This is a genomic window from Microbacterium jejuense (assembly GCF_039544225.1).
GTDB classification, from domain to species: domain Bacteria; phylum Actinomycetota; class Actinomycetes; order Actinomycetales; family Microbacteriaceae; genus Microbacterium; species Microbacterium jejuense.
On the sequence record NZ_BAABLG010000008.1, the window covers coordinates 496962 to 520265 of the forward strand.

At 71.4% G+C, this 23304-nt stretch carries 15 protein-coding genes; 11 read left to right on the forward strand and 4 right to left on the reverse strand.

Translation table 11 applies throughout. The features are described from left to right. Positions 1 to 24 precede the first annotated feature (24 nt). The 9 genes from ABEA46_RS15035 to ABEA46_RS15075 all read left to right on the forward strand — a co-directional run bounded on the left by ABEA46_RS15035 (position 25) and on the right by ABEA46_RS15075 (position 15227). Complete coding sequence (locus ABEA46_RS15035) at positions 25 to 2100, forward strand: beta-galactosidase (RefSeq protein WP_345545454.1); 2076 nt, start codon at positions 25 to 27, stop codon at positions 2098 to 2100. A 29-nt stretch (positions 2101 to 2129) separates the two neighbouring features. Next, the gene (locus ABEA46_RS15040; protein WP_345545456.1) at positions 2130 to 3419 is read left to right on the forward strand and encodes an ABC transporter substrate-binding protein; all 1290 of its coding nucleotides are present in this window, start codon (positions 2130 to 2132) and stop codon (positions 3417 to 3419) included. A gap of 194 nt (positions 3420 to 3613) precedes the next feature. Further along, positions 3614 to 6544: a glycoside hydrolase family 2 TIM barrel-domain containing protein gene (locus tag ABEA46_RS15045; protein ID WP_345545458.1), complete on the forward strand. Its 2931-nt coding sequence runs from the start codon at positions 3614 to 3616 to the stop codon at positions 6542 to 6544. Positions 6545 to 6565: 21 nt separating this feature from the next. Beyond that, on the forward strand, positions 6566 to 8086 hold the full coding sequence (gene arfA, locus ABEA46_RS15050) for an arabinosylfuranosidase ArfA (protein ID WP_345545460.1): 1521 nt from the start codon (positions 6566 to 6568) through the stop codon (positions 8084 to 8086). 13 nt (positions 8087 to 8099) lie between these two features. Further along, positions 8100 to 10481, forward strand: a complete 2382-nt coding sequence (locus tag ABEA46_RS15055; protein WP_345545462.1) for a beta-galactosidase — start codon at positions 8100 to 8102, stop codon at positions 10479 to 10481. Next, complete coding sequence (locus ABEA46_RS15060) at positions 10478 to 11785, forward strand: alpha-galactosidase (RefSeq protein WP_345545465.1); 1308 nt, start codon at positions 10478 to 10480, stop codon at positions 11783 to 11785. Before ABEA46_RS15055 ends, ABEA46_RS15060 begins: the two co-directional genes overlap by 4 nt. 141 nt (positions 11786 to 11926) lie before the next feature. Next, positions 11927 to 13123 (forward strand): Gfo/Idh/MocA family protein, encoded by a 1197-nt coding sequence (locus ABEA46_RS15065; protein ID WP_345545466.1) that lies wholly within the window; start codon positions 11927 to 11929, stop codon positions 13121 to 13123. Between the two features lie 5 nt (positions 13124 to 13128). Further along, positions 13129 to 14346 (forward strand): dihydrodipicolinate synthase family protein, encoded by a 1218-nt coding sequence (locus tag ABEA46_RS15070; protein ID WP_345545467.1) that lies wholly within the window; start codon positions 13129 to 13131, stop codon positions 14344 to 14346. Then, on the forward strand, positions 14343 to 15227 hold the full coding sequence (locus tag ABEA46_RS15075) for a sugar phosphate isomerase/epimerase family protein (protein WP_345545469.1): 885 nt from the start codon (positions 14343 to 14345) through the stop codon (positions 15225 to 15227). Before ABEA46_RS15070 ends, ABEA46_RS15075 begins: the two co-directional genes overlap by 4 nt. Before the next feature lie 98 nt (positions 15228 to 15325). Here ABEA46_RS15075 and ABEA46_RS15080 read toward each other — a convergent pair whose 3' ends face one another. From ABEA46_RS15080 to ABEA46_RS15090, 3 genes are read right to left on the reverse strand one after another with little or no spacing between them, the layout of a single operon-like run. Further along, a complete protein-coding gene (locus ABEA46_RS15080; RefSeq protein ID WP_345545470.1) occupies positions 15326 to 16255 on the reverse strand; it encodes a carbohydrate ABC transporter permease in 930 nt (309 codons plus the stop codon). Then, positions 16252 to 17214 carry a carbohydrate ABC transporter permease gene (locus ABEA46_RS15085; RefSeq protein WP_345545472.1) on the reverse strand — a complete coding sequence of 321 codons (963 nt, stop codon included), beginning with the start codon at positions 17212 to 17214 and terminating at the stop codon, positions 16252 to 16254. Before ABEA46_RS15085 ends, ABEA46_RS15080 begins: the two co-directional genes overlap by 4 nt. Then, on the reverse strand, positions 17211 to 18602 hold the full coding sequence (locus ABEA46_RS15090; protein WP_345545473.1) for an ABC transporter substrate-binding protein: 1392 nt from the start codon (positions 18600 to 18602) through the stop codon (positions 17211 to 17213). Before ABEA46_RS15090 ends, ABEA46_RS15085 begins: the two co-directional genes overlap by 4 nt. 196 nt (positions 18603 to 18798) lie before the next feature. On the opposite strand from ABEA46_RS15090, the gene ABEA46_RS15095 reads away from it, so the two are divergent. Next, positions 18799 to 19827, forward strand: a complete 1029-nt coding sequence (locus ABEA46_RS15095; protein ID WP_345545475.1) for a hydroxyacid dehydrogenase — start codon at positions 18799 to 18801, stop codon at positions 19825 to 19827. 81 nt (positions 19828 to 19908) lie between these two features. Next, positions 19909 to 20976, forward strand: coding sequence for a substrate-binding domain-containing protein (locus ABEA46_RS15100; RefSeq protein WP_345545476.1), 1068 nt, complete (start codon positions 19909 to 19911; stop codon positions 20974 to 20976). Here ABEA46_RS15100 and ABEA46_RS15105 read toward each other — a convergent pair whose 3' ends face one another. Next, positions 20977 to 23253, reverse strand: a complete 2277-nt coding sequence (locus tag ABEA46_RS15105; protein ID WP_345545477.1) for a beta-L-arabinofuranosidase domain-containing protein — start codon at positions 23251 to 23253, stop codon at positions 20977 to 20979. Positions 23254 to 23304 lie beyond the last annotated feature (51 nt).

Genomic DNA, 23304 nt, shown 5'->3' on the forward strand with positions numbered 1-23304 from the left:
GCATCACCGAAGGAGCTGCTCGACGTGCTGTACGGCGCCGACTACAACCCCGACCAGTGGCCGGAGGAGGTGTGGGACGAGGACGTCCGCCTCATGCAGGAGGCCGGCGTCAACATCGTGAGTCTCGGCATCTTCGCGTGGTCGCGCATCCAGCCCGCCGAGGACGTGTGGGACTTCGCGTGGCTCGACACCGTGATCGGCAAGCTGCACGCCGGCGGCATCGCGGTGAACCTCGCGACGGCGACGGCGTCCCCGCCGCCGTGGGTCAGTGCGACCTATCCCGAGACGCTGCCTGCCGACGAGTCCGGCGCCTCGTACTGGCCGGGCAGCCGCCAGCATTTCGCGCCGTCGTCGCCGACCTATCGCCGCCTCGCCGGCGAGCTGGTGCGCCGCCTCGCCGAGCGCTACGCGCACCACCCGGCCGTGGTCATGTGGCACGTCGGCAACGAGTTCGGCTGCCACCTGTGGATGGACTTCTCGGATGCCGCCCGCGACGCCTACCGCGGCTGGCTCGAGAACCGCTACACGACCATCGAGGCGCTCAACGACGCGTGGGGCACGAGCTTCTGGTCGCAGCGGTACGGCGCGTTCGACGAGATCTTCCCGCCGCGTCTCGCGCCCTACAGCCACAACCCGTCGTCGATGCTCGACTGGCGCCGATTCACCAGCGACATGCTGCTGGAGTGCTATCTCATGGAGCGCGGAATCCTGCTCGAGGCCGGCGCGACGCAGCCGATCACCACGAACTTCATGGGTCCGTTCAAGCCCGCGGACTACCGCAGGTGGGCGCCGCACATGGACGTCATCGCCGACGACTGCTACCCCGATCCCGCGAACCCCCACCGGGTGCGCGACGCCGCGTTCCAGCGCGACCTCATCCGCTCGCTCAAGCCCGGCGTGCCGTGGCTGCTGTGGGAGCAGGCGACCGACGCCGTCAACTGGCGCCCCGCAAACCCGGGCAAACAGCCCGGCGCGCTGATGGCCGAGACCGCGCAGTCCGTGGCTCGCGGGGCCGACGGGATCATGTTCTTCCAGTGGCGGCAGTCCCGCGCGGGCAGCGAGAAGTTCCACTCCGCGATGCTCCCCCACGCCGGCACCGAGACCCGCACGTGGGACGCGGTCACCGAGCTGGGCGCACGTCTGGCGGCCCTCCCGCAGCTCCCCGCGCCCGGCCGTGACGCGCATGTGGGCCTCGTGTTCGACTGGGAGAACTGGTGGGCGGTCGAGGAGCGCGACCACCCCACCGAGATCGACTACCTGGCGCTGATGCTGGAGTGGTACGGCGCGTTCCACGAGCGCGGCATCCAGGTCGACATCATCGCTCCCGAAGAGGCCGGCCTCGGCTACGACCTCGTCGTCGCCCCCGCGCTCTACCTGCTGCGCGAAGAGGGGGCGGCCGCGCTGACGCGCTTCGTCGACGCCGGCGGCACTCTGCTCACCGGCCCCTTCACCGACATCGTCGACGGCCACGACCAGTTCCGCGATGGCGGCTTCCTCACGCAGCTCGCGCCCGTGCTCGGACTCCGGTTCGAGGACTTCGGCGCCCTCGCCGGCATGTCGGCGGGCGGGAGCGGCGTGGGTGCGCTCAACGCCGACGCCGTGCTGGCGGCCCGTGCGGCCGCGGCGTCGGGCACCGCGGAGTTCGCGCTCGACGGCACGGCGCACCGCGGCCGCCTGGTCGCCGAGTCGGTCCACGCGACGGGCGCGACAGTGGTCGCGGCCTTCGGGTCGGGGCTGCAGACCGGCTCCCCCGCGCTCACGCGCCACTCCCTCGGCGCCGGGGAGGCCTGGTACGTCGCGACGCAGCCCGTCGGCGACGGACTGGGTGCCGTGGTCGACGCGGTGGTGGCGGCATCCGGTGTGCGTCCCGTGGTCGAATCGCTGCCGGCCGGTGTCGAGGCCGCGCGCCGCGGCGGCCTCGTGACCCTCATCAACCACGGCGATGCGCGGGCCGAGGTCGCGATCGACGGAGTGGATGCCGAGACCGGCGTGGCCGCCACACTCATCGTGCTCGAGCCCCAGGCCGTCGCCTTCGTCCTCGCGCCCGAGATCGCCGCCCGGTCGCGGCAGGACCCTCGCGCCGCGCTCGCTCTTCCCTGATCCCACCCCACCAGAATCCGGAGCCTCCGATGCCCTCACGCCGCACCCTGCTCGCTGTCAGCGCCCTGACGGCGAGCGCCGCCCTGGTCCTCGCCGGATGCTCCGGCTCGGGCGGTTCGGCCGATCCCGGCAAGACGTTCGACCCCGACGAGAAGGTCACGATCGACTTCGCGTTCTGGGGCAACGACGACCGCGCGTCGCGCTACAACGACCTCATCGCCGCGTTCAACGAGAAGTACCCGAACATCACGGTCAACCCGTCGTTCAGCGACTACCCGAGCTTCTGGGAGAAGCGCCAGACCGAGGCCGCGGGCGGCAACCTGCCCGACGTGTTCCAGTTCTCCGACAGCTACCTGCGCCAGTACGCGGAGTCGAACAACCTGCTCGACCTCGCGAGCGTGTCGGACTACATCGACACCACCACGTTCGAGGACTCGCTGCTGGGCACCGGCGCACTGGACGGCGTGCAGTACTCGCTGCCTACCGGGTACAGCCTGTGGGCGAACTTCGTCAACGACGACCTGCTCTCCGCCGCCGGCATCGAAGCGCCCGAGGGCGGCACGAGCGCTGCCGACTTCGACGACTGGATGGGCTCGGTCACCGACGCGACCGGCGGCAAGCCCTACGGCGGCACCGACTACACGCAGCGCATCCAGAACTTCGAGCTCGTGCTGCGCGCGAACGGCGAGAACCTGTACACCGACGACGGCGAGCTCGGCTTCACCAAGGACGAGCTGAGCGACTTCTGGCACTCGGGCGACGCGATCCGCGACGGCGTCGTGATCCCCCAGCAGGCCCTCGAGGAGCTCTCGCCCAAGTCCGGCTTCGGTGCGGGCGCCACGGCGAGCGAGATGAGCTGGAGCAACTTCCTGGGCGGCTACCTCGCCGACTCGGGTGCATCGTCGATCTCGATGATCGCACCGCCCATCGCCAAGAAGGGCGCGAAGGACCTCTACCGCCAGGCCGGTCTGCAGGTCGCGATCTCGGCCAACACCGAGCACGCCGAGGCTGCCGCGCTGTTCCTCGACTTCGTGGTCAACAGCGCCGAGGCGGGCGAGATCTTCGGCACGACGCTGGGCTACCCGGCCTCGTCGTCGAAGCTCGCCGGCACCACGCTCGAGGGCGTCGACAAGCAGGTCGCCGACTACATCGACTCGCAGGCGGACCGCATCGGCGACGCCCCGCCCGTGCCGGTCGCCGGCTACGGCTCGCTCGAGCAGAAGTTCTGGGACCTCGGCAAAGAGCTGGGCCTCGGCTCGATCAGCGTCGACGACGCGGTCTCGCAGTTCTTCTCCGAGGCCGACACCGTCCTGGGCTGAGCCCGCCGAAGCGTCACGGGAATCAGGGAAGGGATGCTGTCGCGCGGCCTATGCGACGGCATCCCTTCTCTCGTCCGCAGCGCGGGCAACCGATTTCCCGCGGGCGTCGCGCGCCACGATCGAGCCGGGCGGGAACTGAGGTAGGACGTTAAGCCGGCACCGGATCTCGGCGCCGTTGGACTGTTCGCTCGACGATGAGGAAGACCTTGGACATCGCCACCACCGCACCCGGCACGGGCGCCCTCGCACCTCGCGCCCGGCTCCGTTCGGACGCCCCGCAGCAGTCCCTCGACGGGTGGTGGAGGTTCCGCGTCTCGCCGTCGCTGCGCAGCGCACCCGACGACTGGCGCACGATGGATGCCGCCGAATGGGGCACCGTGGCGGTCCCGGGTCACTGGAACCTGCAGGGGTACGGCTCCCCGTCGTACTCGAACGTCCAGATGCCCTTCCCGCTCGACCCGCCGCATCCGCCGGACGCCAACCCGATCGGCGATCACCGGCACGACTTCGTGCCGGCCGACGATGTGCTCGCGCACCGTCGGCGGGTGTTGCGGTTCGACGGCATCGAGTCCGCCGCGGAGATCTGGCTCAACGACACCCTCCTCGGCACGACGCGCGGAAGCCGGCTGACACACGAGTTCGACGTGTCGGCCGTGCTGACGCCCGGCGTCAACCGCCTCGCCGTGCGCGTCGCGCAGTTCAGCGACGCCACCTATATCGAGAACCAGGACATGTGGTGGCTGCCCGGTGTCTTCCGCAGCGTGACGTTGCTCGCACGCCCCGATGGCGGCGTGGACGACGCGTTCGTCCGGGCCGACTACAACGCCCGCACCGGCGCCGGCGTGCTCGAGGCGACCGTCGAGGTCGACGGCGGGGGCGCGGCCCGCCTCGTGATCCCCGAGCTCGGCGTCGACGCGCCCGCCGACACCGTGCTGCGCCTCGATGCCGTCGAGCCCTGGAGCGCCGAACGCCCCCGCCTGTACGACGTCGAGGTGCGCACGGCCGCCGAGACCGTGCGCCTGCAAGTCGGCTTCCGCCGCATCGAGGTGCGGGACGCGCAGTTGCTCGTGAACGGCGCGCCCATCATGTTCCGTGGGGTCAATCGGCACGAGCACCGCGCCGAGCACGGTCGCGTGTTCGACGCCGAGGTGATCCGCGGTGAGCTGCTGCTCATGAAGCAGCACCACATCAACGCCGTGCGCACATCGCACTACCCACCGCATCCCGACGTGCTCGACCTGTTCGACGAACTCGGATTCTGGGTCATCCTCGAATGCGACCTGGAGGCGCACGGGTTCGAGCACGTGCAGTGGCGCGGCGGCCCGAGCGCCGACCCGGCGTGGCGCGCCGCGTACCTCGACCGTATGCAGCGCACCGTCCACCGCGACAAGAACCACGCGAGCGTCGTGATGTGGTCGCTCGGCAACGAGTCGCACCACGGCGCGAACCTCGAGGCGATGGCCCGCTGGACCAAGGCGTTCGACCCGACGCGTCTCGTGCACTACGAGGGCGACACCGCGAGCCGCTATGTCGACGTGTACTCGCGCATGTACGCGCCGCACGACGAGATCCGCGCGCTCGGCGAAGAGGGCCTGCAGCCGCCCCCCATCCGCGCGACCGCCGACGAGCTGCACCGTCTGTCGCTGCCGGTCATCCAGTGCGAGTTCGCCCACGCGATGGGCACCGGGCCCGGCGGGCTGGAGGAGTACTGGGACCTCTTCGAGCGCTACCCGCGGCTGGCGGGCGGCTTCGTATGGGAGTGGATCGAGCAAGGCATCCTCGCCCCCGACGATGGAACCGGTCGACGCCGCATGCTCTACGGCGGCGACTTCGGCGAAGACGTCCACGACGGCAATTTCGTCATCGACGGACTTGTCGACGCCGACCGGCGACCCCGCCCGAGCCTGATCCACTACGCAGCCGTCATCGCGCCCATCGTCATCACGGTGGCATCGGACCGCGACCGCGTCATCGTCGCGAACCGGTACGACGCGCTCGACCTCGGTCATGTGGCCATCGCCTGGGAGCGGCGCATCGACGGCGAATCGGTGGATGCCGGGGTCCTGAGGATCCCGTCGTGCCCGCCGCGGACCACCGTCGAGATCGCCCTGCCCGCGACCGCGTCGACGCCCCGCGCCGGCACGGTGTCGGACGCCGTGACGGTGACCGCCCGCACCGCCGCCGACAGCCCGTGGGCACCGGCCGGGCACGAGCTCGGCAGCGGACAGCACGTCATCCGCCACGCGCGCGCGGCCGCGACGCAGACGGAGGGCCCGGCATCCGATCACGGCATCGGCCCGCTGGAACTCGACCCGACGACGGGGCGCACGATCTCCCTCGGCGGACTCGCGATCAGCGGACCCGTCGTAGGCGTCTGGCGCGCACCGACCGACAATGACCGGGACTACGGGTCCGAAGAGCTCGACCTGCCGTCGATGGCCGACCGCTGGCACGCGGCCGCCATCGACCGGATGGTGACGCGACTCGTCGGCATCGACGTCGAGGGATCGGCCGTGCGGGTGCGCACCCGCACCGGCACGCCCATCTTCGACACCGCGATCGACGCCGACGCGACCTGGAGCGCGCTCGACGACGGCACCGTCCGGCTCGACATCGCACTGGAGCCGAATGCGAGCTGGACGGGCGAATGGGCGCGACTCGGGCTCGACTTCGAACTGCCCGGCGCTCCGGGCGACGTCGATCTCGTCGGGTACGGGCCCGTGCCGAGCTATCCCGACCTGCGGACCGGTGCGCGCTTCGGGTGGTGGACGATCCCGGCCGCAGAGCTCACCGTCGACCATGTGCGCCCGCAAGAAAGCGGTGCGCGCATCGACGTCAGCGAAGCGACCATCCGCGTGCCCGGTGGCGCCCTGCGCGTGCGCTCGCTCACGGCGCCGTTCGCCCTCACGGTCTCGCCGCACAGCCGACGCGCGCTCGCCGCGGCCGCACACGACTGGGAGCTGCCCGACGAAGACCGCACGTTCGTGTCGATCGACATCGCGCAGGCGGGCGTCGGCACGGCGACCTGCGGGCCGGGCGTGCTGCCCCGCCACCGGCTGTTCCCGCGTTGCGGCGCGATCTCTCTGACGTTCGAGCGCCTCCCGCTCGGCGCACCCCGCACCTGACCGACTCGAACTGGAGCACCGATGACCGACGCCACCGCCCGCCTCGACCCGCACCACGACATCGCCGACATCGACCGCCGGCTGTTCGGCGGCTTCGTCGAGCACCTGGGCCGCCACATCTACGACGGGATCTTCGAGCCCGGGCATCCCTCGGCCGACGACGAGGGGTTCCGCACCGACGTCGTCGAGCTCGTCAAGGAGCTCGGGGTGAGCACCATCCGCTACCCCGGCGGCAACTTCGTGTCGGGCTACCGGTGGGAGGACGGCATCGGCCCGAAGGACGAGCGGCCGCGCCGCCTCGACCTGGCGTGGCACTCGACAGAGACCAACGAGGTGGGCCTGCACGAGTTCCAGGCCTGGCTCGACCGCGTCGGCAGCGACCTGATGCTCGCCGTCAACCTCGGCACCCGCGGCACGCAGGAGGCGCTCGACCTGCTCGAGTACGCCAACATCGACACGCCCACGGCGTGGACCGAACAGCGCGCCGCGAACGGGCGCGAGACCCCGTTCGGCGTCAAGATGTGGTGCCTCGGCAACGAGATGGACGGGCCGTGGCAGGTCGGTCACCGCAATGCCGACGACTACGGCAAGATCGCGATGCGCACGGCCAAGGCGATGCGCATGATCGACCCGGGAGTCGAGCTCGTGGTGTGCGGGTCGTCGGGTCGGGGCATGCCGACGTTCGGCTCGTGGGAGCGCCAGGTGCTCGAGCACACCTTCGACGACGTCGACTTCATCTCATGCCACTCGTACTACCAGGAGCATGACGGGAACGCGCAGGAGTTCCTCGCGTCGGGCGTCGACATGGCGCGCTTCATCGAGTCGGTGGTCGCGATCGCCGACACCGTCGCCGCGACCAAGAAGAGCGACAAGCGCATCATGATCTCGTTCGACGAGTGGAACGTCTGGTACCTGCACGACGGCGACGGCGGCCAGAACGACAAGCCCGAGGAGAAGGGCTGGCCGGTGGCCCCGCGCCTGCTCGAAGACAAGTACAGTGCGCTGGACGCCGTCGTCTTCGGCGACCTGCTGATCACGCTGCTGCAGCACGCCGACCGGGTGCGCTCGGCCTCGCTCGCGCAGCTCGTCAACGTGATCGCGCCCATCATGACCGAGCCGGGCGGACCCGCATGGCGGCAGACCACGTTCTTCCCGTTCTCGATCACCTCGCGCCTCGCGCACGGCCGCGCGCTGCGCGTCCCGGTGACCGCGGGCTCGTTCGCGTCGGAGAAGCTGGGCGAGGTCGCGAACCTCAACGCCGTCGCCACGATCGATGACGACGGCGTCTCGCTGTTCGTCGTGAACCGCTCGACGACGGATGCCGCAACCCTGCGTGTCGACCTCGCCCCGCTGGTGCGGGCGCTCGGCCGCGACCTCGCCGTCGCCGAGGCGCATCTGCTGCACGAGACCGACCTGTATGCCGCGAACACGCTGGCCGACCAGAACCGCGTCGGCGTGCGCGACGCGGACGCCGCGGTCGACGGTGGCACGCTCACGGTGGAGCTGCCCGCGGTCTCGTGGGCCGCGATCCGGCTGGTCTGAGGTTCCCGCGACGATGACGCGCCTGCTGCACCTGGATGCCACTGCGCCCGCACGCCCCGAGCGGCGGCCGCGCATGGCGAACGACGAGGATGTGCGCCAGGGACTCGGGATCACGAGCCGCTGCCTGCTCCGGGACGGACTGCCGTGGCTCCCGGTCTCGGGCGAGCTGCACTTCTCGCGCGTCCCCCGCGAACGCTGGACCGAGCGGCTGCGCCTCATGCGAGCGGGCGGGATCACGGTCGTCGCGACGTACGTGCTGTGGCTGCACCACGAGCCGGTGCGCGGGAGGGTCTCGTTCGACGGCGGCCTCGATATCGCGGCGTTCGTCGACGCGGCACGGGCCGAGGGGCTTGAGGTCGTGCTGCGCATCGGCCCCTGGGCGCACGGCGAGGCGCGCAACGGCGGCTTCCCCGACTGGGTGCAGCAGGCCCCGGTCGCCCATCGCACCGACGATCCCGCCTACCTCGCGCTCGTGGCCGAGTGGTTCGGGCACCTGGCCCGTGCGCTGGACGGGCGTAGCACGCCCGACCGGCTGCTCGGCATCCAACTCGAAAACGAGCTGTACGACCAGCCGGGGCATCTGCTCACCCTCAAGCGCCTCGCCCGCGAGGCCGGGCTGTCGGCACCGCTGTGGACGGCCACCGCGTGGGGCGGCGCGCAGCTGCCCGATCCCGAGGTGCTCCCCCTGTGGGGCGGGTACGGCGACGGGTTCTGGGTCGATCCGGGTGAGCCGTGGGACCACACCTTCCGCGCGCACTTCTTCTTCTCCGACACCTGGGACGACCCCGGCATCGGCGCGGACGTGCGCGAAGCGGGGGCCGCGGCCCCGGCGCCGACCGGATCGCCCGACCCGTCCTCCCGGCCGGTGAGCGAGCGCCAGGGTGGCGGAGCACCGCACGCCGACCTGCCCGACGCCACCGACCTGTCGCCGTGGTTCCCCGCGGCCACGTGCGAGCTCGGCGGCGGCATGGCGACCGCCTATCACCGGCGCCCTCGTCCGGACGCGCTCGACATCGCGGCCGTCGCGCACGTCAAGCTCGGCAGCGGCTCGGCCTGGCAGGGGTACTACATGTACGCCGGCGGCACGAATCCGGGCCCGGACCTCGAAGAGACGCAGGCGACCGGATACCCCAACGACATGACGCCGCGCGGCTACGACTTCCACGCGCCGATCGGCGAGGCGGGGCGGGCGGCGCCGAGCCACTCCGCCCTGCGGCAGCAGCATGCGTTCATCGCCGCGTTCGGCGACCGGCTCGCCCCGACGCCCGCGCACCTGCCCGCAGCGCGCCCCACCGGCGTCGACGACGTCGACACGCTCCGCTGGGCGGTGCGCGCCGACGACGGCTCGGGCTTCGTGTTCATCGGGTGGCACCAGCCGCATGTGCCGCTGCCCGTGCACCGCGCGGCGCGCTTCCGCATCGAGACGACGCGCGGACCGGTCGAGCTGCCGAGCGCGCCGGTCGACATCCCGCCCGGGACGCTCGCACGCTGGCCGCTCGGGCTCCAGGTCGGCGGCGTCGTGATCGAGTGGGCGACCGCCTCCGCGTTGACGGTGCTGCCGAGCGCGATCCCGACGCTGGTGCTGACCGAGGATGCCGGCATCCCCGTCGAGATCGTGCACGAGGGCATCGCGCATCGCGTCGAGCCCGGCGGAGACGCGCTGCGACTCGCCGGCGCGCTCGACGTGCTGGTGCTGACCGCCGACGACGCGGCGGACGCCTGGGTCGTCGAGGCCGGCGAGCGGCGACTGTTCGTCGCGCCCGACGAGGTGACGTGGGATGCCGCCGGCCGTGTGGCGGTGCGCTCGGCGTCTGCACATCCCGACGTGCGCGAGTACGTCGACGGCGGCTGGCGCGCGCTCGACCTCGATCGCACGGGCGGCAGCGTGACGGACGGGCGCACATCCCCCGAGGCTCGCCGTGGTGCGCCCGCGCCACGGCGACCGGGCGCGGGGAGCATCCGGTTCCAGACCAGGCGCGATGCCACCGTGCCGTCGGGCCAGTACGGAGCGCGCGACGGGCGGCAGGCCGCGCCGCGCGACGATGTGCTCGACGCGCACGCGGCGGTGTACGTGCTCGACGTGCCCGAGCACACCGACGATGCCGTGCTGCGCGTGCGATGGGCCGGCGACGTCCTGCAGCTGCGGGTGGACGGCGAGACGGTGACCGACCGGTTCTGGGACGGATCCGAGCTCGTCGCGAACCTGCGCGACGCGGGCGTCCGAAACGGCTCGCGCGTCGAACTGCGGGTGCTGCCGCTGCGCACCGACAGCGGCGTGCACCTCCCCGCCGACGCCGCCGCCCGCCTCGCCTCGGCATCCGGCGTGCTGTGCGCCGTCGACGCCGTCACCATCGACCAGCGAGCACTGTGGACCGAGAAGGAGACACCCCGATGACGCTGCGCAAGACCGCGACGCCCCCGATGGGCTGGAACAGCTGGGACAGCTACGGCACCACCGTCACGGAGGCGGAGGTGCTCGCGAACGCCGCGTTCATGGCCGAGCACCTGCTGCCGCACGGGTGGGACACCGTCGTCGTCGACATCGACTGGGCCGACCCCACCGCACGCTCGCACGGCTACAACGAGTCGGCCCCGCTGGTGATCGACGAGTTCGGGCGGGTGCAGCCGGATCCGGTGCGGTTCCCGTCGGCCGCGGACGGTGCCGGGTTCGCACCGCTGGCCGCACGTCTGCATGGTCTCGGCCTGAAGTTCGGCATCCACATCATGCGCGGCATCCCGCGGATCGCGGTCGATCGCGACCTGCCCGTGCTGGGCGTCGAGGCGACCGCGGCCGGCATCGCCGATCCCACCAACGTCTGCGAGTGGAACCCGCATTACGTCGGCCTGGACCACCGCCGGCCGGGTGCCGCGGCCTACTACCACTCCCTCGCGGACCAGTACGCGCAGTGGGGAGTCGACTTCATCAAGGCCGACGACATGCTGTGGCCGTACCAGACCGCCGAGATCGAGGCCCTCTCGACCGCCATCGAGACCGCACCGCGAGAGATCGCACTGTCGCTGTCGCCGGGGCGCGACCTGTCGGCCGCCCACGTCGACCACCTGCGCGCGCACGCCACGATGTGGCGCATCTGCGACGATCTGTGGGACCGCTGGGACGATGTCGAGGCCAACTTCGCGCGCCTCGCCCGGTGGGCACCGCTCGCCGGCCCGGACGGCTGGCCCGACGCCGACATGCTGCCGCTCGGGCGCATCGGCATCCGCGCCGAGCGCGGCGAGCCCCGCGAGGGAGCACTCACCCTGGCCGAACGTCGCACGCTCGTGACGCTGTGGGTGATGGCGCGCTCCCCGCTCATGATCGGCGGAGACCTGCCGACGAGCGCCCCCGAGACGATCGCGCTGTTCACGAATGACGATGTGCTGCGCGTGCTGAACACGTCGCACCGCAACCGGGAGCTGCTGCGCGAGCGCGGGCTCGTCGTGTGGGCCGCCGAGGGGCCCGACGGCGAGCGCTGGGCCGCCGTGTTCAACCTCGACGACCGGGCGCGGGTCGAGCCGTTCGACACCCGGTCGCTCAGCCTGGGCGCCGCCCCATCGTCCGTGGTCGACGTGTGGGCGTCCGAGCCCGTCGCGGTCGAGGCGGTGCACGAGCAATCGGACGCCGCCCGCAGTGTCGCTCCGGGCAGCTCGGTCGTGCGCCTCGCCCTGGAGCCGCACGGCTGCGTGCTGCTGCGCGCCTGATCCCCGCGCGACGGGAAGCGGATGCCGCCGGGAAAGCGCTTGCGAGGCATCCACTCTCGTGGCACACTATTGGAAAGCGTTTACCCGCTGGGCACTCGCCCCGGGAGACCACAGAGCATTCAGAGAAGAAAGCAGGACCCCGTGACCGATACGACCCTCGCCCCCGCCGGCACCGAGGCACTCCCTCAGGTGCGTGAGATCGGCATCATCATGAACGGCGTCTCGGGCCGCATGGGCTACCGCCAGCACCTCGTGCGCTCGATCCTCGCGATCCGCGACCAGGGCGGCATCGAGCTGTCCGACGGCACCAAGGTCACCGTCAAGCCGCTGCTCGTGGGCCGCAGCGCGGCCAAGCTCGCCGAGCTCGCCGCCAAGCACGGCATCGAGGACTACACCACCGACCTCGACGCCGCCCTCGCCGACCCGCGCTGGGAGATCTACGCCGACTTCCTGGTGACCAAGGCCCGCGCCTCGGCGCTGCGCAAGGCGATCGCCGCCGGCAAGACCATCTACACCGAGAAGCCCACCGCCGAGACCGTCGCCGAGGCCCTCGAACTCGCGAAGCTCGCGCAGGAGGCCGGCGTCAAGACCGGCGTCGTGCACGACAAGCTGTACCTGCCGGGCCTGCAGAAGCTCAAGCGCCTCATCGACTCCGGCTTCTTCGGCCGCATCCTCTCGGTGCGCGGCGAGTTCGGCTACTGGGTGTTCGAGGGCGACTGGCAGCCCGCCCAGCGCCCGTCGTGGAACTACCGCGCCGAGGACGGCGGCGGCATCATCGTCGACATGTTCCCGCACTGGAACTACGTGCTCGAGAACCTGTTCGGCGAGGTCAAGACCGTCTACGCACAGGCCGCCGTGCACATCGCCGACCGCTGGGACGAGAAGGGCGAGCATTACACCGCGACCGCCGAGGACGCCGCGTACGGCATCTTCGAGCTCGAGGGCGACATCGTCGCGCAGATCAACTCGTCGTGGACGGTGCGCGTGAACCGCGACGAGCTCGTCGAGTTCCACGTCGACGGCACGCACGGCTCGGCCGTCGTGGGCCTGTTCGGCGCCAAGATCCAGCACCGCAACGCGACGCCCAAGCCGGTGTGGAACCCCGACCTCGCCGACGACCACGACTACGACGCCGACTGGGCCGAGGTCCCGACGAACGACGTGTTCCAGAACGGGTTCCGCCAGCAGTGGGAGGAGTTCCTCGAGTCCTACGTGCTCGACACCCCCTACACCTTCGACCTGCTCTCGGGCGCGCGCGGCGTGCTGCTGGCCGAGGCCGGCCTGCAGTCCAGCCGCGAGGGCCGCAAGGTCGAGCTGCCCGAGCTCACCCTGGAGTGAACCGGATGCCCCACCTCACCCTGCTCTCGGCCGACGGGGTCCTCTCCGCCGCCGAGCTGAACGAAGCCCCGGGCTACACGCGCCCGGACGGTCCGCTGCGCTCGCGCGTCGCGTACGCCGCCGCGCACGTGGTGCCCAAGACGTGGGCCGACAACACGCCCGGTCAGCCGGCCGAGGTCGACTGGGATGCCACGCTCGACTTCCGCCGCGCCGTGTACTCGTGGGGCCTCGGCGTCGCCGACGCCATGGACACCGCGCAGCGCAACATGGGACTGGACGCCGCCGCGACGCGCGACCTCATCGCACGTTCGGCGCAGGTCGCCCGCGAAGAGGGCGGCTCGGTCGTGGTCGGGGTCAACACCGACCACGTCGACGAGGAGCGCATCTCGATCGACCAGGTGATCGACGCCTACAAGACGCAGCTGCACTTCACCGAGGAGCAGGGCGCCGGCCCCGTGCTGATGGCCTCGCGCCACCTGGCGCGGATCGCCGAGTCGGCCGACGACTACCGGCGCGTCTACCGCGAGGTGCTGCAGTCGGCGACCACGCCGGTCGTGCTGCACTGGCTCGGCACCGCGTTCGACCCGGTGCTCGAGGGCTACTTCGGCTCGCCCGACTGGCGCGAGGCCTCGGCGGTCCTCCTCGACATCATCGAAGAGAACGTCGACAAGGTGGCGGGCGTCAAGATGAGCCTGCTGGATGCCGCCTCCGAAGTGTCGGTGCGCGAACGGCTCCCCGAGTCGGTGCGCATGTTCACCGGCGACGACTTCAACTACGTCGGACTCATCGGCGGTGCGGACGTGCCCGAGGCGCCCCAGCCCGACCGGGACGCGGGGTCCTCTCGCCAGCACTCGGACGCACTGCTCGGGGCGTTCGCGGCGATCACGCCGGTCGCCTCGGCGGCGATCCAGACGCTCGATGCCGGCGACGCTGCGCGCTACCTCGAGATCCTCGGCCCGACCGAGGAGCTCAGCCGCCAGGTGTTCGCCGCGCCCACGTTCTACTACAAGACCGGCGTCGCGTTCCTGTCCTGGCTCAACGGCCACCAGCCCGCGTTCCAGATGGTGGGCGGCCTGCACTCCGCGCGGAGCCTCCCCCACCTGTCGCGCATCGTCGAGCTCGCCAATGCGTCGCTGGCGCTGGAGCAGCCCGAGCTCGCCGCGATCCGCTGGCACGGCATGCTGCGCCACAACGGCATCGACGTCCCGGGAGTGATCGCATGAGCGCCGTCGTGGATCCGCGCCTGTCGATCAACCAGGCGACCATCAAGTACGCCGACCTCGCCACCGCGCTGCGCGTGACGGCTGAAGCCGGAGTGCAGGGCATCGGCCTGTGGCGCGAACCCGTCAACGAGGTGGGCCTCGCGACCGCCGCGTCGATGCTGGCCGACTCGGGGCTGCGCTTCACGACGCACTGCCGTGGCGGGTTCTTCACGCTGCCCGAGGGGCCCGCGCGCCGCGCGTCGATCGACGACAACCGCGTCGCGATCGAAGAGACCGCGACCCTTGCGGCCGCCGGGGCTCCGGGCTCGACGGCCATCCTCGTGCTTGTCGCGGGCGGCCTGCCCGAGGGCTCGCGCGACGTGGTCGGGGCACGCGAGCGCGTGCGCGACGCGATCGGCGAGCTCGCCCCGGATGCCGCCGCCGCCGGCGTCACCCTGGCGATCGAGCCGCTGCATCCGATGTACGCGTCGGACCGCTGCGTCGTCTCGACGCTCGGTCAGGCGCTCGACATCGCGGCGGACTTCGACCCCGCCGTCGTGGGTGCGACAGTCGACACCTTCCACATCTGGTGGGACCCGGACGTGCTGTCCTCGATCGCGCGAGCCGGCCGCGAGGGCCGCATCGCCACCTATCAGGTGTGCGACTGGAAGACGCCGCTGGCCGCGGACGCGCTGCTCAGCCGTCACTACCCGGGCGACGGCGTCATCGACTTCGCGTCGCTGACCGCCGCCGTCGAGGCGACCGGCTACGACCGCGACATCGAGGTCGAGATCTTCAACCAGGAGATCTGGGACACCGACCCGCGCACCGTGGTGGAGCGCACCGCCGCCGGGTTCGCGGCATCCGTGTCGCCCCACCTGCGTGCGCGCGTCGCGAGCTGACGCCGCCCGAAGTCTCGGAGCGCCCGCGGGGTTCTTGGCCCCCGCGGGCGCTTCGTCGTCGGTACGGTCGCGCGGAGCGTCTTCAGCCGTTCACCCCGTCAGCCCTTCAGCCCGGTGAAGCCGATGCCGCGGACGATGGACCGCTGGAACACCAGGAACACCAGGATCGGCGGGATGCTGGCGATGAGGAGCCCCGCGATCAGATAGGCCGGACTCGTCGCCTGCGCCAGACGAGGCAGCGCCACCGAGAGCGGCTGGGCGTCGGGATCGGTCAGGACGATGAGCGGCCACAGGAACTCCTTCCACGCCGACATGATCGCCAGCAGCGACACGACGGCGAGGATCGGGCGCGACATCGGAAGCACGATCCGCCAGAAGATCGTGAACCAGCCCGCGCCGTCGATCTGCGCGGCTTCGAACAGGTCCCGCGGGATCTCTTCGAAGAACTGCTTGACCAGCAGGATCGTGAACGCGTTCGCGCCCGCCGGCAGCCACACCGCCCAGGGCGTGTCGGTGATCCCTACGCCGATCAGTGGCAGGTCGAGGACGGTGAGATACAGCGCGATCAGCGTGACCGTCGCCGGCACGAACAGGGTGACCAGGAACGCGCCGTACACGAACCCGCCGTACCACGGGCGGATCACGGCGAGCGCGAAGCCCGCGCTCGTCGAGACCACGAGCTGGACGATCCACGACCCGAGCACCAGGATCACCGTGTTCCACAGGTAGTGGCCGATGTCGAGCAGTTCCCACGCGGCGGGGATGTTGGCCCACATCGCCGGCTCCGGGATGAGGCTCAGCGGCCGCAGCACCAGATCCGTGGGCGTCGAGATCGCCGCGCGCAGCATCCACACCAGCGGAACAGCCCCGAACCCGATCAGGCCGGCCGCGAGGACGACGTGCATGAGGGTCCATCCGCCGCCCACCGCAGGTCGACGCCAATCGTGCGGTGACAGGATGCCGCGCTCCCGCGGCCGATCGGAGCGGCGCGACCGTCTGCCGCGCAGCGGGGGGACGGTCACGGTCATCGGGCGCTCCAGGATCGGGTGAGCCGCAGGTACGCGGCGGAGACGAGGACGAGCACGATCGCGAGCAGCACGCTGAGGGCCGTCGCGACACCGTAGTCGCCGAAGAGGAAGGCGTACCGGTAGATCAGCAGCATGATCGTCACGGTGGCGTTCGCCGGCCCGCCGTCTGTCATGACGTACGGCTCGGTGAAGACCTGGATGGCCCCGATGATCTGCAGCAGCAGGAGCACGAGGATGACGCCCCGCATCTGTGGGAGGGTGATGTGCCACATCCGCCGCCACACCGAGGCACCGTCGAGCTCGGCCGCCTCGTAGAGCTCGGTGCTCACGCCGGTCAGCGCGGCGAGGTAGATCAGCACGGCGGTGCCCGCGCCCGACCACGTCGCCGCGATGACCAGGCTCGGCATCGCGAGCTCGGCGGACTGCAGCCACGGCAGCGGACCGAGTCCCACGATCGCCAGCAGGCTGTTCGCGACGCCGTTCTCGCCGGGGGCGAAGAACACCTTGAACAGGAGCACCGCGACGACGGGCGGGATCACGACGGGCAGGTAGGCGAGCACCCGCGCAGCGGCGGCGCCGTGGCGCAGCTCCGACATCAGGACGGCGCACACGAGCGGCACCGGCAGCCCGATGGCGAGCGAGAGGACCGTGAACCACAGCGTGTTGACTGCGGCGCGGGGCAGCAGAGGGTCTGCGAACAGCACCTCGAAGTTGCGCCAGCCGACCCACTCCGCGGGCTCGACCAGGTTGGTCTGCTGGAAGGCGAGGGTGAGGCTCTGCACGATCGGCCACCAGGCGAAGTACGCGAAGATCACGAGCGACGGCAGCAGGAACAGCAGTCCGGCGACGGCCGCGCGTCCACGCATCCCCCATCGTCGCCGGGTGCGCGCCGGCACCGCACCCGGCGGGACGGCGCGGCTCGGTGCCGCACCGTCCAGCCGTTCCGGGGCGATGGTCATGATGCGTGCTGGGCCAGGATCGTGTTCACTCGACTCTCGGCGTCGTCCAGGAGCGCGTCGATGTCGGCATTCGGATCCGTCAGCACCGCCTGCACGAGCGGGTCGAGGGCGGCATAGATCTCCTGCGACGCGACCACCGGCTCAGGGATGTAGTCGAACTCCGAGAGCGACGCGACGTACGGCGCGAAGTTGTCGACCGGCACGTTGACGTACTCGGCGATCGCGTCCTGGTACGCGGCGTAGGTCTCGTCGCTGAAGATCGGCAGCACCGGCACCCCCACCGGCAGGCCGTCGGCGGCCGATGCCTTCGCGGTCTCGGCAGCGACGGCGAGATCGTAGTTCGGCCTCAGCGCCCGGTACTCGATCCACTTCACCGCAGCCCGCTTCTCGGCCTCCGTCGCATCGGCGCTGACCATGAGCACCGTCGCGCCGGCCAGGGTCGCATCGGCCCCGCCCTGCGGCATCGGCCCGGCGCCGAAGGCCTCGGGGTCGCCGCCTTGCGCGATGTAGTTCGGGTACACGTCGGGCGGCGCCGATACCCACATGCCCACGTTGCCCGCGGTGAACTCCGCCACGAGGTCCTCCTGCTTGCCCAGCACGTTGTCGCCGAGGGAGTCGTCGTCCCAGCGCATCTTCTGCCACGTCTCGAGCACTTCGCGGGTCGGATCGTCGTTGAACGCGGCGACCCAGGTGCCGTCCGCCTTCTGCTCGATCATCTGCCCGCCGTCGGTGTAGGTGTAGCCGGTCAGGTGCCAGCCGCCGCTGTTGTTGGTGCTGATCTCACCGAAGCCGGTCTTTCCCGTCTTCTCGGCGATCTGTGCCGCGTCCTCGCGCACCTCGTCCCACGTCGTCGGCGGTTCGTCGGGATCGAGGCCGGCCTGCTCGAACAGGTCGCGGTTGTACACGAGCCCGAACGCGTAGCTCTTCTCGGGGATGCCGTAGACCGCCCCGTCCTGCCCGAGGAACTGCATCACGCGGGGATTGAGCTCGTCGAAGCCGTCGATCTCGTCGACGACGTCCGACAGGTCGGCCACCTGGCCGCGCTCGATGAGGGCCGGGGGCTCGGTGAGCGGGATGCGCAGCAACGTGGGGGCGTTGCCGCCGGCCAGACGGGTGGCGAAGGTCTTCGCGTCCCAGGGCACGTCGGATGCTTCGATCGTGATCTCGGGGTTCGCCTTCTCGAACTCGGCCACCTGCCGCTCGAACAGGGCGACCGCCGCGGTGTTGGTGGCCGCGGGCTTGCCCATGACGGTGATGGTGACGGACTCGGGCTCGCCGTCCTCGGACGGCTCCGGGGCCGCGCCGCTGCTGCTGCAGGCGACGGCGCCGGCCGCCAGCGCGGGGACGAGGACGAACGTCGCCACCAGGCGACGCTTTCGCTGATGCATGATGCCTCCGATGTGGGGATGTGCGGCGCTGCCGCGGGTTCCACAGACGGCGGGCCGGTGACCTTCGGTGACACGTCGTCGTGTGCTCGTTCGTCAGTATGCGGAGTAAGTGGTCGATACGCAACCTTTTTTCATCTTTTCTTAACTTCAAGTTTCAATCTTGTGCCATTGCGTTCCATTGTGATGAGATCGCTTCATGACCACTCCGCCGGACGACGCGCGTCCGACCGCACTGCTCGCCATGAGCCGGACGACGTTCGACGACCTGTTCGATGCGCCGCGCAGGGATCGCCTGCACGCGCTCGCCGCCATCGCCGCACCGGCTCGCGTCGAAGAGCTCAGCTCGCCGCCTGCGATCACCCGCCTGCACGACGTCGAGGTGCTCATCACCGGATGGGGGACGCCCGCCCTGAACGCCGACGTTCTCGCGGCGGCGCCGCGGCTGCGGGCGGTCCTGCACGCCGGCGGCTCCGTGAAGGGGCACATCAGCCAGGAGTTCTGGGATGCCGGAGTGCTCGTGACGAGCGCCGCAGAGGCCAATGCGATCCCGGTGGCGGAGTTCACGCTCGCGACGATCCTCCTCGAGGGCAAGCGCAGCCCGCGATATGCGGAGGGATATGCCGGCGAGCGCACGGCCTCGGGCCGGTGGCGCAGCCGGATCCCGCCGTCCGTGAACTTCGGCGGCACCGTCGGCGTGGTCGGACTGTCACGGGTGGGCCGGCGCGTCGCGGGACTGCTGCGGCCGTTCGACATCGAGGTGCTCGCCAGCGATCCGCTGGTCGACCCCCGCCAGGCCGCATTGCTCGGAGTCGAGCTCGTCGAGCTCGACGAGCTCCTCGTGCGCAGCGACATCGTGACGCTCCACGCACCGGAGCTGCCCGAGACGCACCATCTGCTCGACGCGCGCCGGCTGGGGCTGCTGCGTCAGGATGCGGTGCTGGTGAACACGGCACGCGGATCCCTCATCGATGCCGAAGCGCTCGTGGCACGCTGCCGTGACGGCCGGATGCGGGCGATCCTCGACGTCACCGATCCCGAGCCTCTTCCGTCCGACTCCCCGCTGTTCACGACACCGGGCATCGTGCTGACTCCGCACATCGCCGGTGCGATGCATCCCGAGACCCATCGGCTCGCCGATGCGGTGCTGGACGAGCTCGACCACCTCGCGCACGGGCGGCCGCCGCGCCACCCCGTCGACCGCAGGAGCCTGGAGTACATCGCCTGAGGGGCGAGCCGGAGGTGATCGACGATGATCGAAAACGTTAAGTTCGTTAGTCTGGGCGCGCGGCGAGAACGGAGGGGCCACATGCTCGCAGCGGAGCGTCGTGCTCGCATCCTCGATCTCGCACGTCAGGACGGTGCCGTGCGGATCTCGCGCCTCGTCACCGATCTCGGCGTCTCGCACGTCACGATCCGTCGCGACCTCGACGCGCTCGTCGCCGATCGCCTGCTCGACAAGGTGCGCGGCGGGGCGATCCTCTCCGCAGCCCCCGACGATCAGCCGGCGCGCTCCGCGTCGGCGACGATCGGTGTGGTGATCCCGACGTCGTACTACTACCGGTTCGTCGTCGACGGCATCGGCGACGCCATGACCGGACGCGGTGAGATGAAGCTCGCGATCTCGGAGTACGACCTGGCCGAGGAGTACCGGCTCGTCCGCGAGCTCGTCGACAGCGGCGTGGACGGTCTGCTGTGGGTCCCGTCGATCTCCGAGCGCGACGAGGACGCGGACTTCGCCGCTTTCGTCGCCGGGCTGACAGTGCCCGTCGTGTTCGTCGAGCGCGAGACCCCCGGCGGCGGTCTCGGAGCCGTCTGCTCCGTGCGGTCCGCGCACGAGCGTGGAGCGATGAGCGCCCTGCGGCACCTGCGCGATCTCGGCCATCGCCGCCTGGTGATGGTCAGCCGCGGCAGCTCGCAGAGCGCGGAGTTCGTCCGCCGCGGCTGGGCCGATGCTGTCGGCCGCCTCGGCCTGGACCCGTCCAGCACGGTCCTCGGTCCGCAGGAGCTGGGCGCGGGACCGACGTGGGAGCGGGGCAGCGCCGACGTCGTCCTCGACACCGTGCAGCGCATCGGCGCGACGGCCGTGTTCAGTCACGGTGACGAGAACTCCCTGTTCGGTCTCGTGCAGAACGCGCGCGGCCGCGGACTCTCGGTGCCCGAGCAGCTGTCGATCGTCGCCTACGACGACGACGTGTCGGCACACGCCGATCCGCCGATCTCGGCCGTCGCGCCCGACCGCCGCCGGGTCGGCGCGCACGCGACGCGCCTGCTGCTGGATCTGATCAGCGAGCCGAGCGCCGAGCCGCCGCTGCAGCTGCAGGTCGAGCCCCGGCTCATCCTGCGCGCCTCGACCGCTCCCCCTCCGACTCCCTGATCAGCGATCGGATGCCGCGGCCAGCAGCCGCAGCTCGCGCAGGCGCGGCGTCGCCATGCCCTCGCCGTCGAGGCGGACCGGCACCTCCACACTGCCCGGCTCGATGTCGAGCGCGACCTCACGGGTCAGTGCGGGCGAACCGGTGGGGACGGACTCGTCGAGGACGACGGCATCCCCCACCGTCACGCGAAGCCGGGCCGCGTCGTCGGACGCGAGCCACGACAGGCGCAGGGCGTGGGCGGTGCCGCTCCAGTCACGCAGCGTGAGCGAGATCGTGCCGCGCGTGCGTCGCCAGCGCGCGTCGCCGTCGACGCCGATCTCTTCATCGGACGCCGTCAGGCCGTGGTCGGACTCGGGCTGCTGCTCACCGAACGCAACGAGGTCGCGCGTGCGCGCCTCCAGATCGAGGGATGCCGCATCGATCGCCTCGAGCGCGGCCCGGCGCTCGGCGACCGAGGTCGCGGCGACCGGCCACGACACCGTGTACCGCGCGTCGTGGATGCCGGCGAAGGGCTCCAGCTCGACGCTACCGCCATCGGCGACCGGGACCGTCACCCGACCGGGCGCCGTCCGCACCGCGTGGTCCAGCGCGCCGGGCGCGAGGATCGGCGTCCGCGCGAGCGGGCGGAGCGCGCCGATCGCGATGTGGCCCATGCGCGCGCCGCTCCCGCGGTACGCGAGAGCGTCGTCGGCGATGCGCTGCGCGAGCACGTCGGGGCCGTCGACGATCCACCCCCAGTCCGAGCCGTCGGCGGGGCGCTCGAGGCGCAGCCGCCTCGGCAGCCGGAAGCGCACGGTCGTGCCGCCGGGCCCCGCCTCGATCACCGCGCGGGCGCCGGACGAGACGCGCCTCGGCGCAGCATCCCGCTCCACGACGGCGTCGCCGTCGACCCAGTCCGGGATCAGCACCGCGAGGCGCACCGGGCGCTCGGCGTGCACGTCGAGCGTCGCGTGGACGACCGCCGCATCGGACTCCGCGTCGACCGTCACGACCACCGAAACGCCGTCGATCTCGGCGCGCGACGGGACGAAGGCGTTGATCCGCACTTCATCCGCCCCCGCCGCGTACACCAGCGCGGCATGGCGCGCCTGCGCCTCGAAGCCCGAGCCCATGCAGCACCAGAAGCCCTCGGCCTCGGGCGCGTACACGCGGTAGTGCGCGGGCCGCTGCGGGGTGAAGTAGACCAGTCCGCCGTGTTCGGGATGCTGCGCCGAGAGCAGGTGGTTCGCCCGTGCCCGCTCGGCCCAGTGCAGATACGCGTCCTCACCGGTGAGCACGTGGAGCTCGGCGGCGAGCTTGACCATGTTGTGCGTGTTGCACGACTCCGGCCCCTCGCGCGCGATGAACATGCTCGCGAAGTCGGAGGGGAAGTGCTCGCGCACGCTGTCGCCGCCGATCGCGGCACTGCGGTGCCGGGCGACACTGTCGAAGAACACACGGGCCGCGGCGCCTTCGCGCGCCTCGATCTCGGGGAGCAGCTCGGGGGCGACCTCGCGCGCCGCGCGCTCGATGGTCGCGAAGCCGACGGCCACCGGGATCTGCGTGTTGGCGTGCAGTCCGTCCAGCTCGTCACGGCCGGCAGCGAGCGGTTCGACGAGGCCGCGTCGGGCGAAGCGGCGCGCGAGCCGGAGGTACGCGGCATCCCCGGTGACCAGCGCGAGGCGTGCGAACGCCTCGGTCATGCCGCCGAACTCGCACTCCAGGATGCGCTCGAACGCGGCATCGTCGAGGTCGGCGCCGACGCGCAGCCACCACGCGCCGAGGTCGTCGAGCGCGTCCCGGGCGACCGGATCCGCGGTGAGCTCGACCGCGTCGACGAGCCCCGCGAGGATCTTGTGCAGGTTGTACAGGGGCACCCAGCGTCCGTTGAGATGGAACGCGCCCGCGTCGATCCGGCCCTCGCGCAGCTCGTCCCACAGCGCCTCGCCGTCGGGCACACCGCCGACGTAGCCGGTTCCCGTCGCTCGCTGGCATGTGCGGATGCCGCGCACGAGCGTCTGCGCGAGCGCTGCGCCGCCGGCATCCCCGCCCGCCGCCAGGGTGCTCGCGGCCGACAGCACGTGACCGGCGGTGTGGCCGTCGAGTCCGTCGGACTCCCACCCCGGATACGGCTCGGCGTGAGCCAGCCCCGCCTCGCGCCGGAACGGCGCGAGCAGACGCTCGGGGTCCAGCCGCCCGAGCGTCGCGGCGACGGTGCGCTGCGCGTCCAGATCGACGCCCGGCTCGAGGCGCACAGCGGATGCCGGCAGGAAGCGCAGCGGGGCTGACACGGGCATGGTGCTCCTTCGCAGGTGCGGGCGGGGCCGATCGGGTCCACCGCTCGGGAG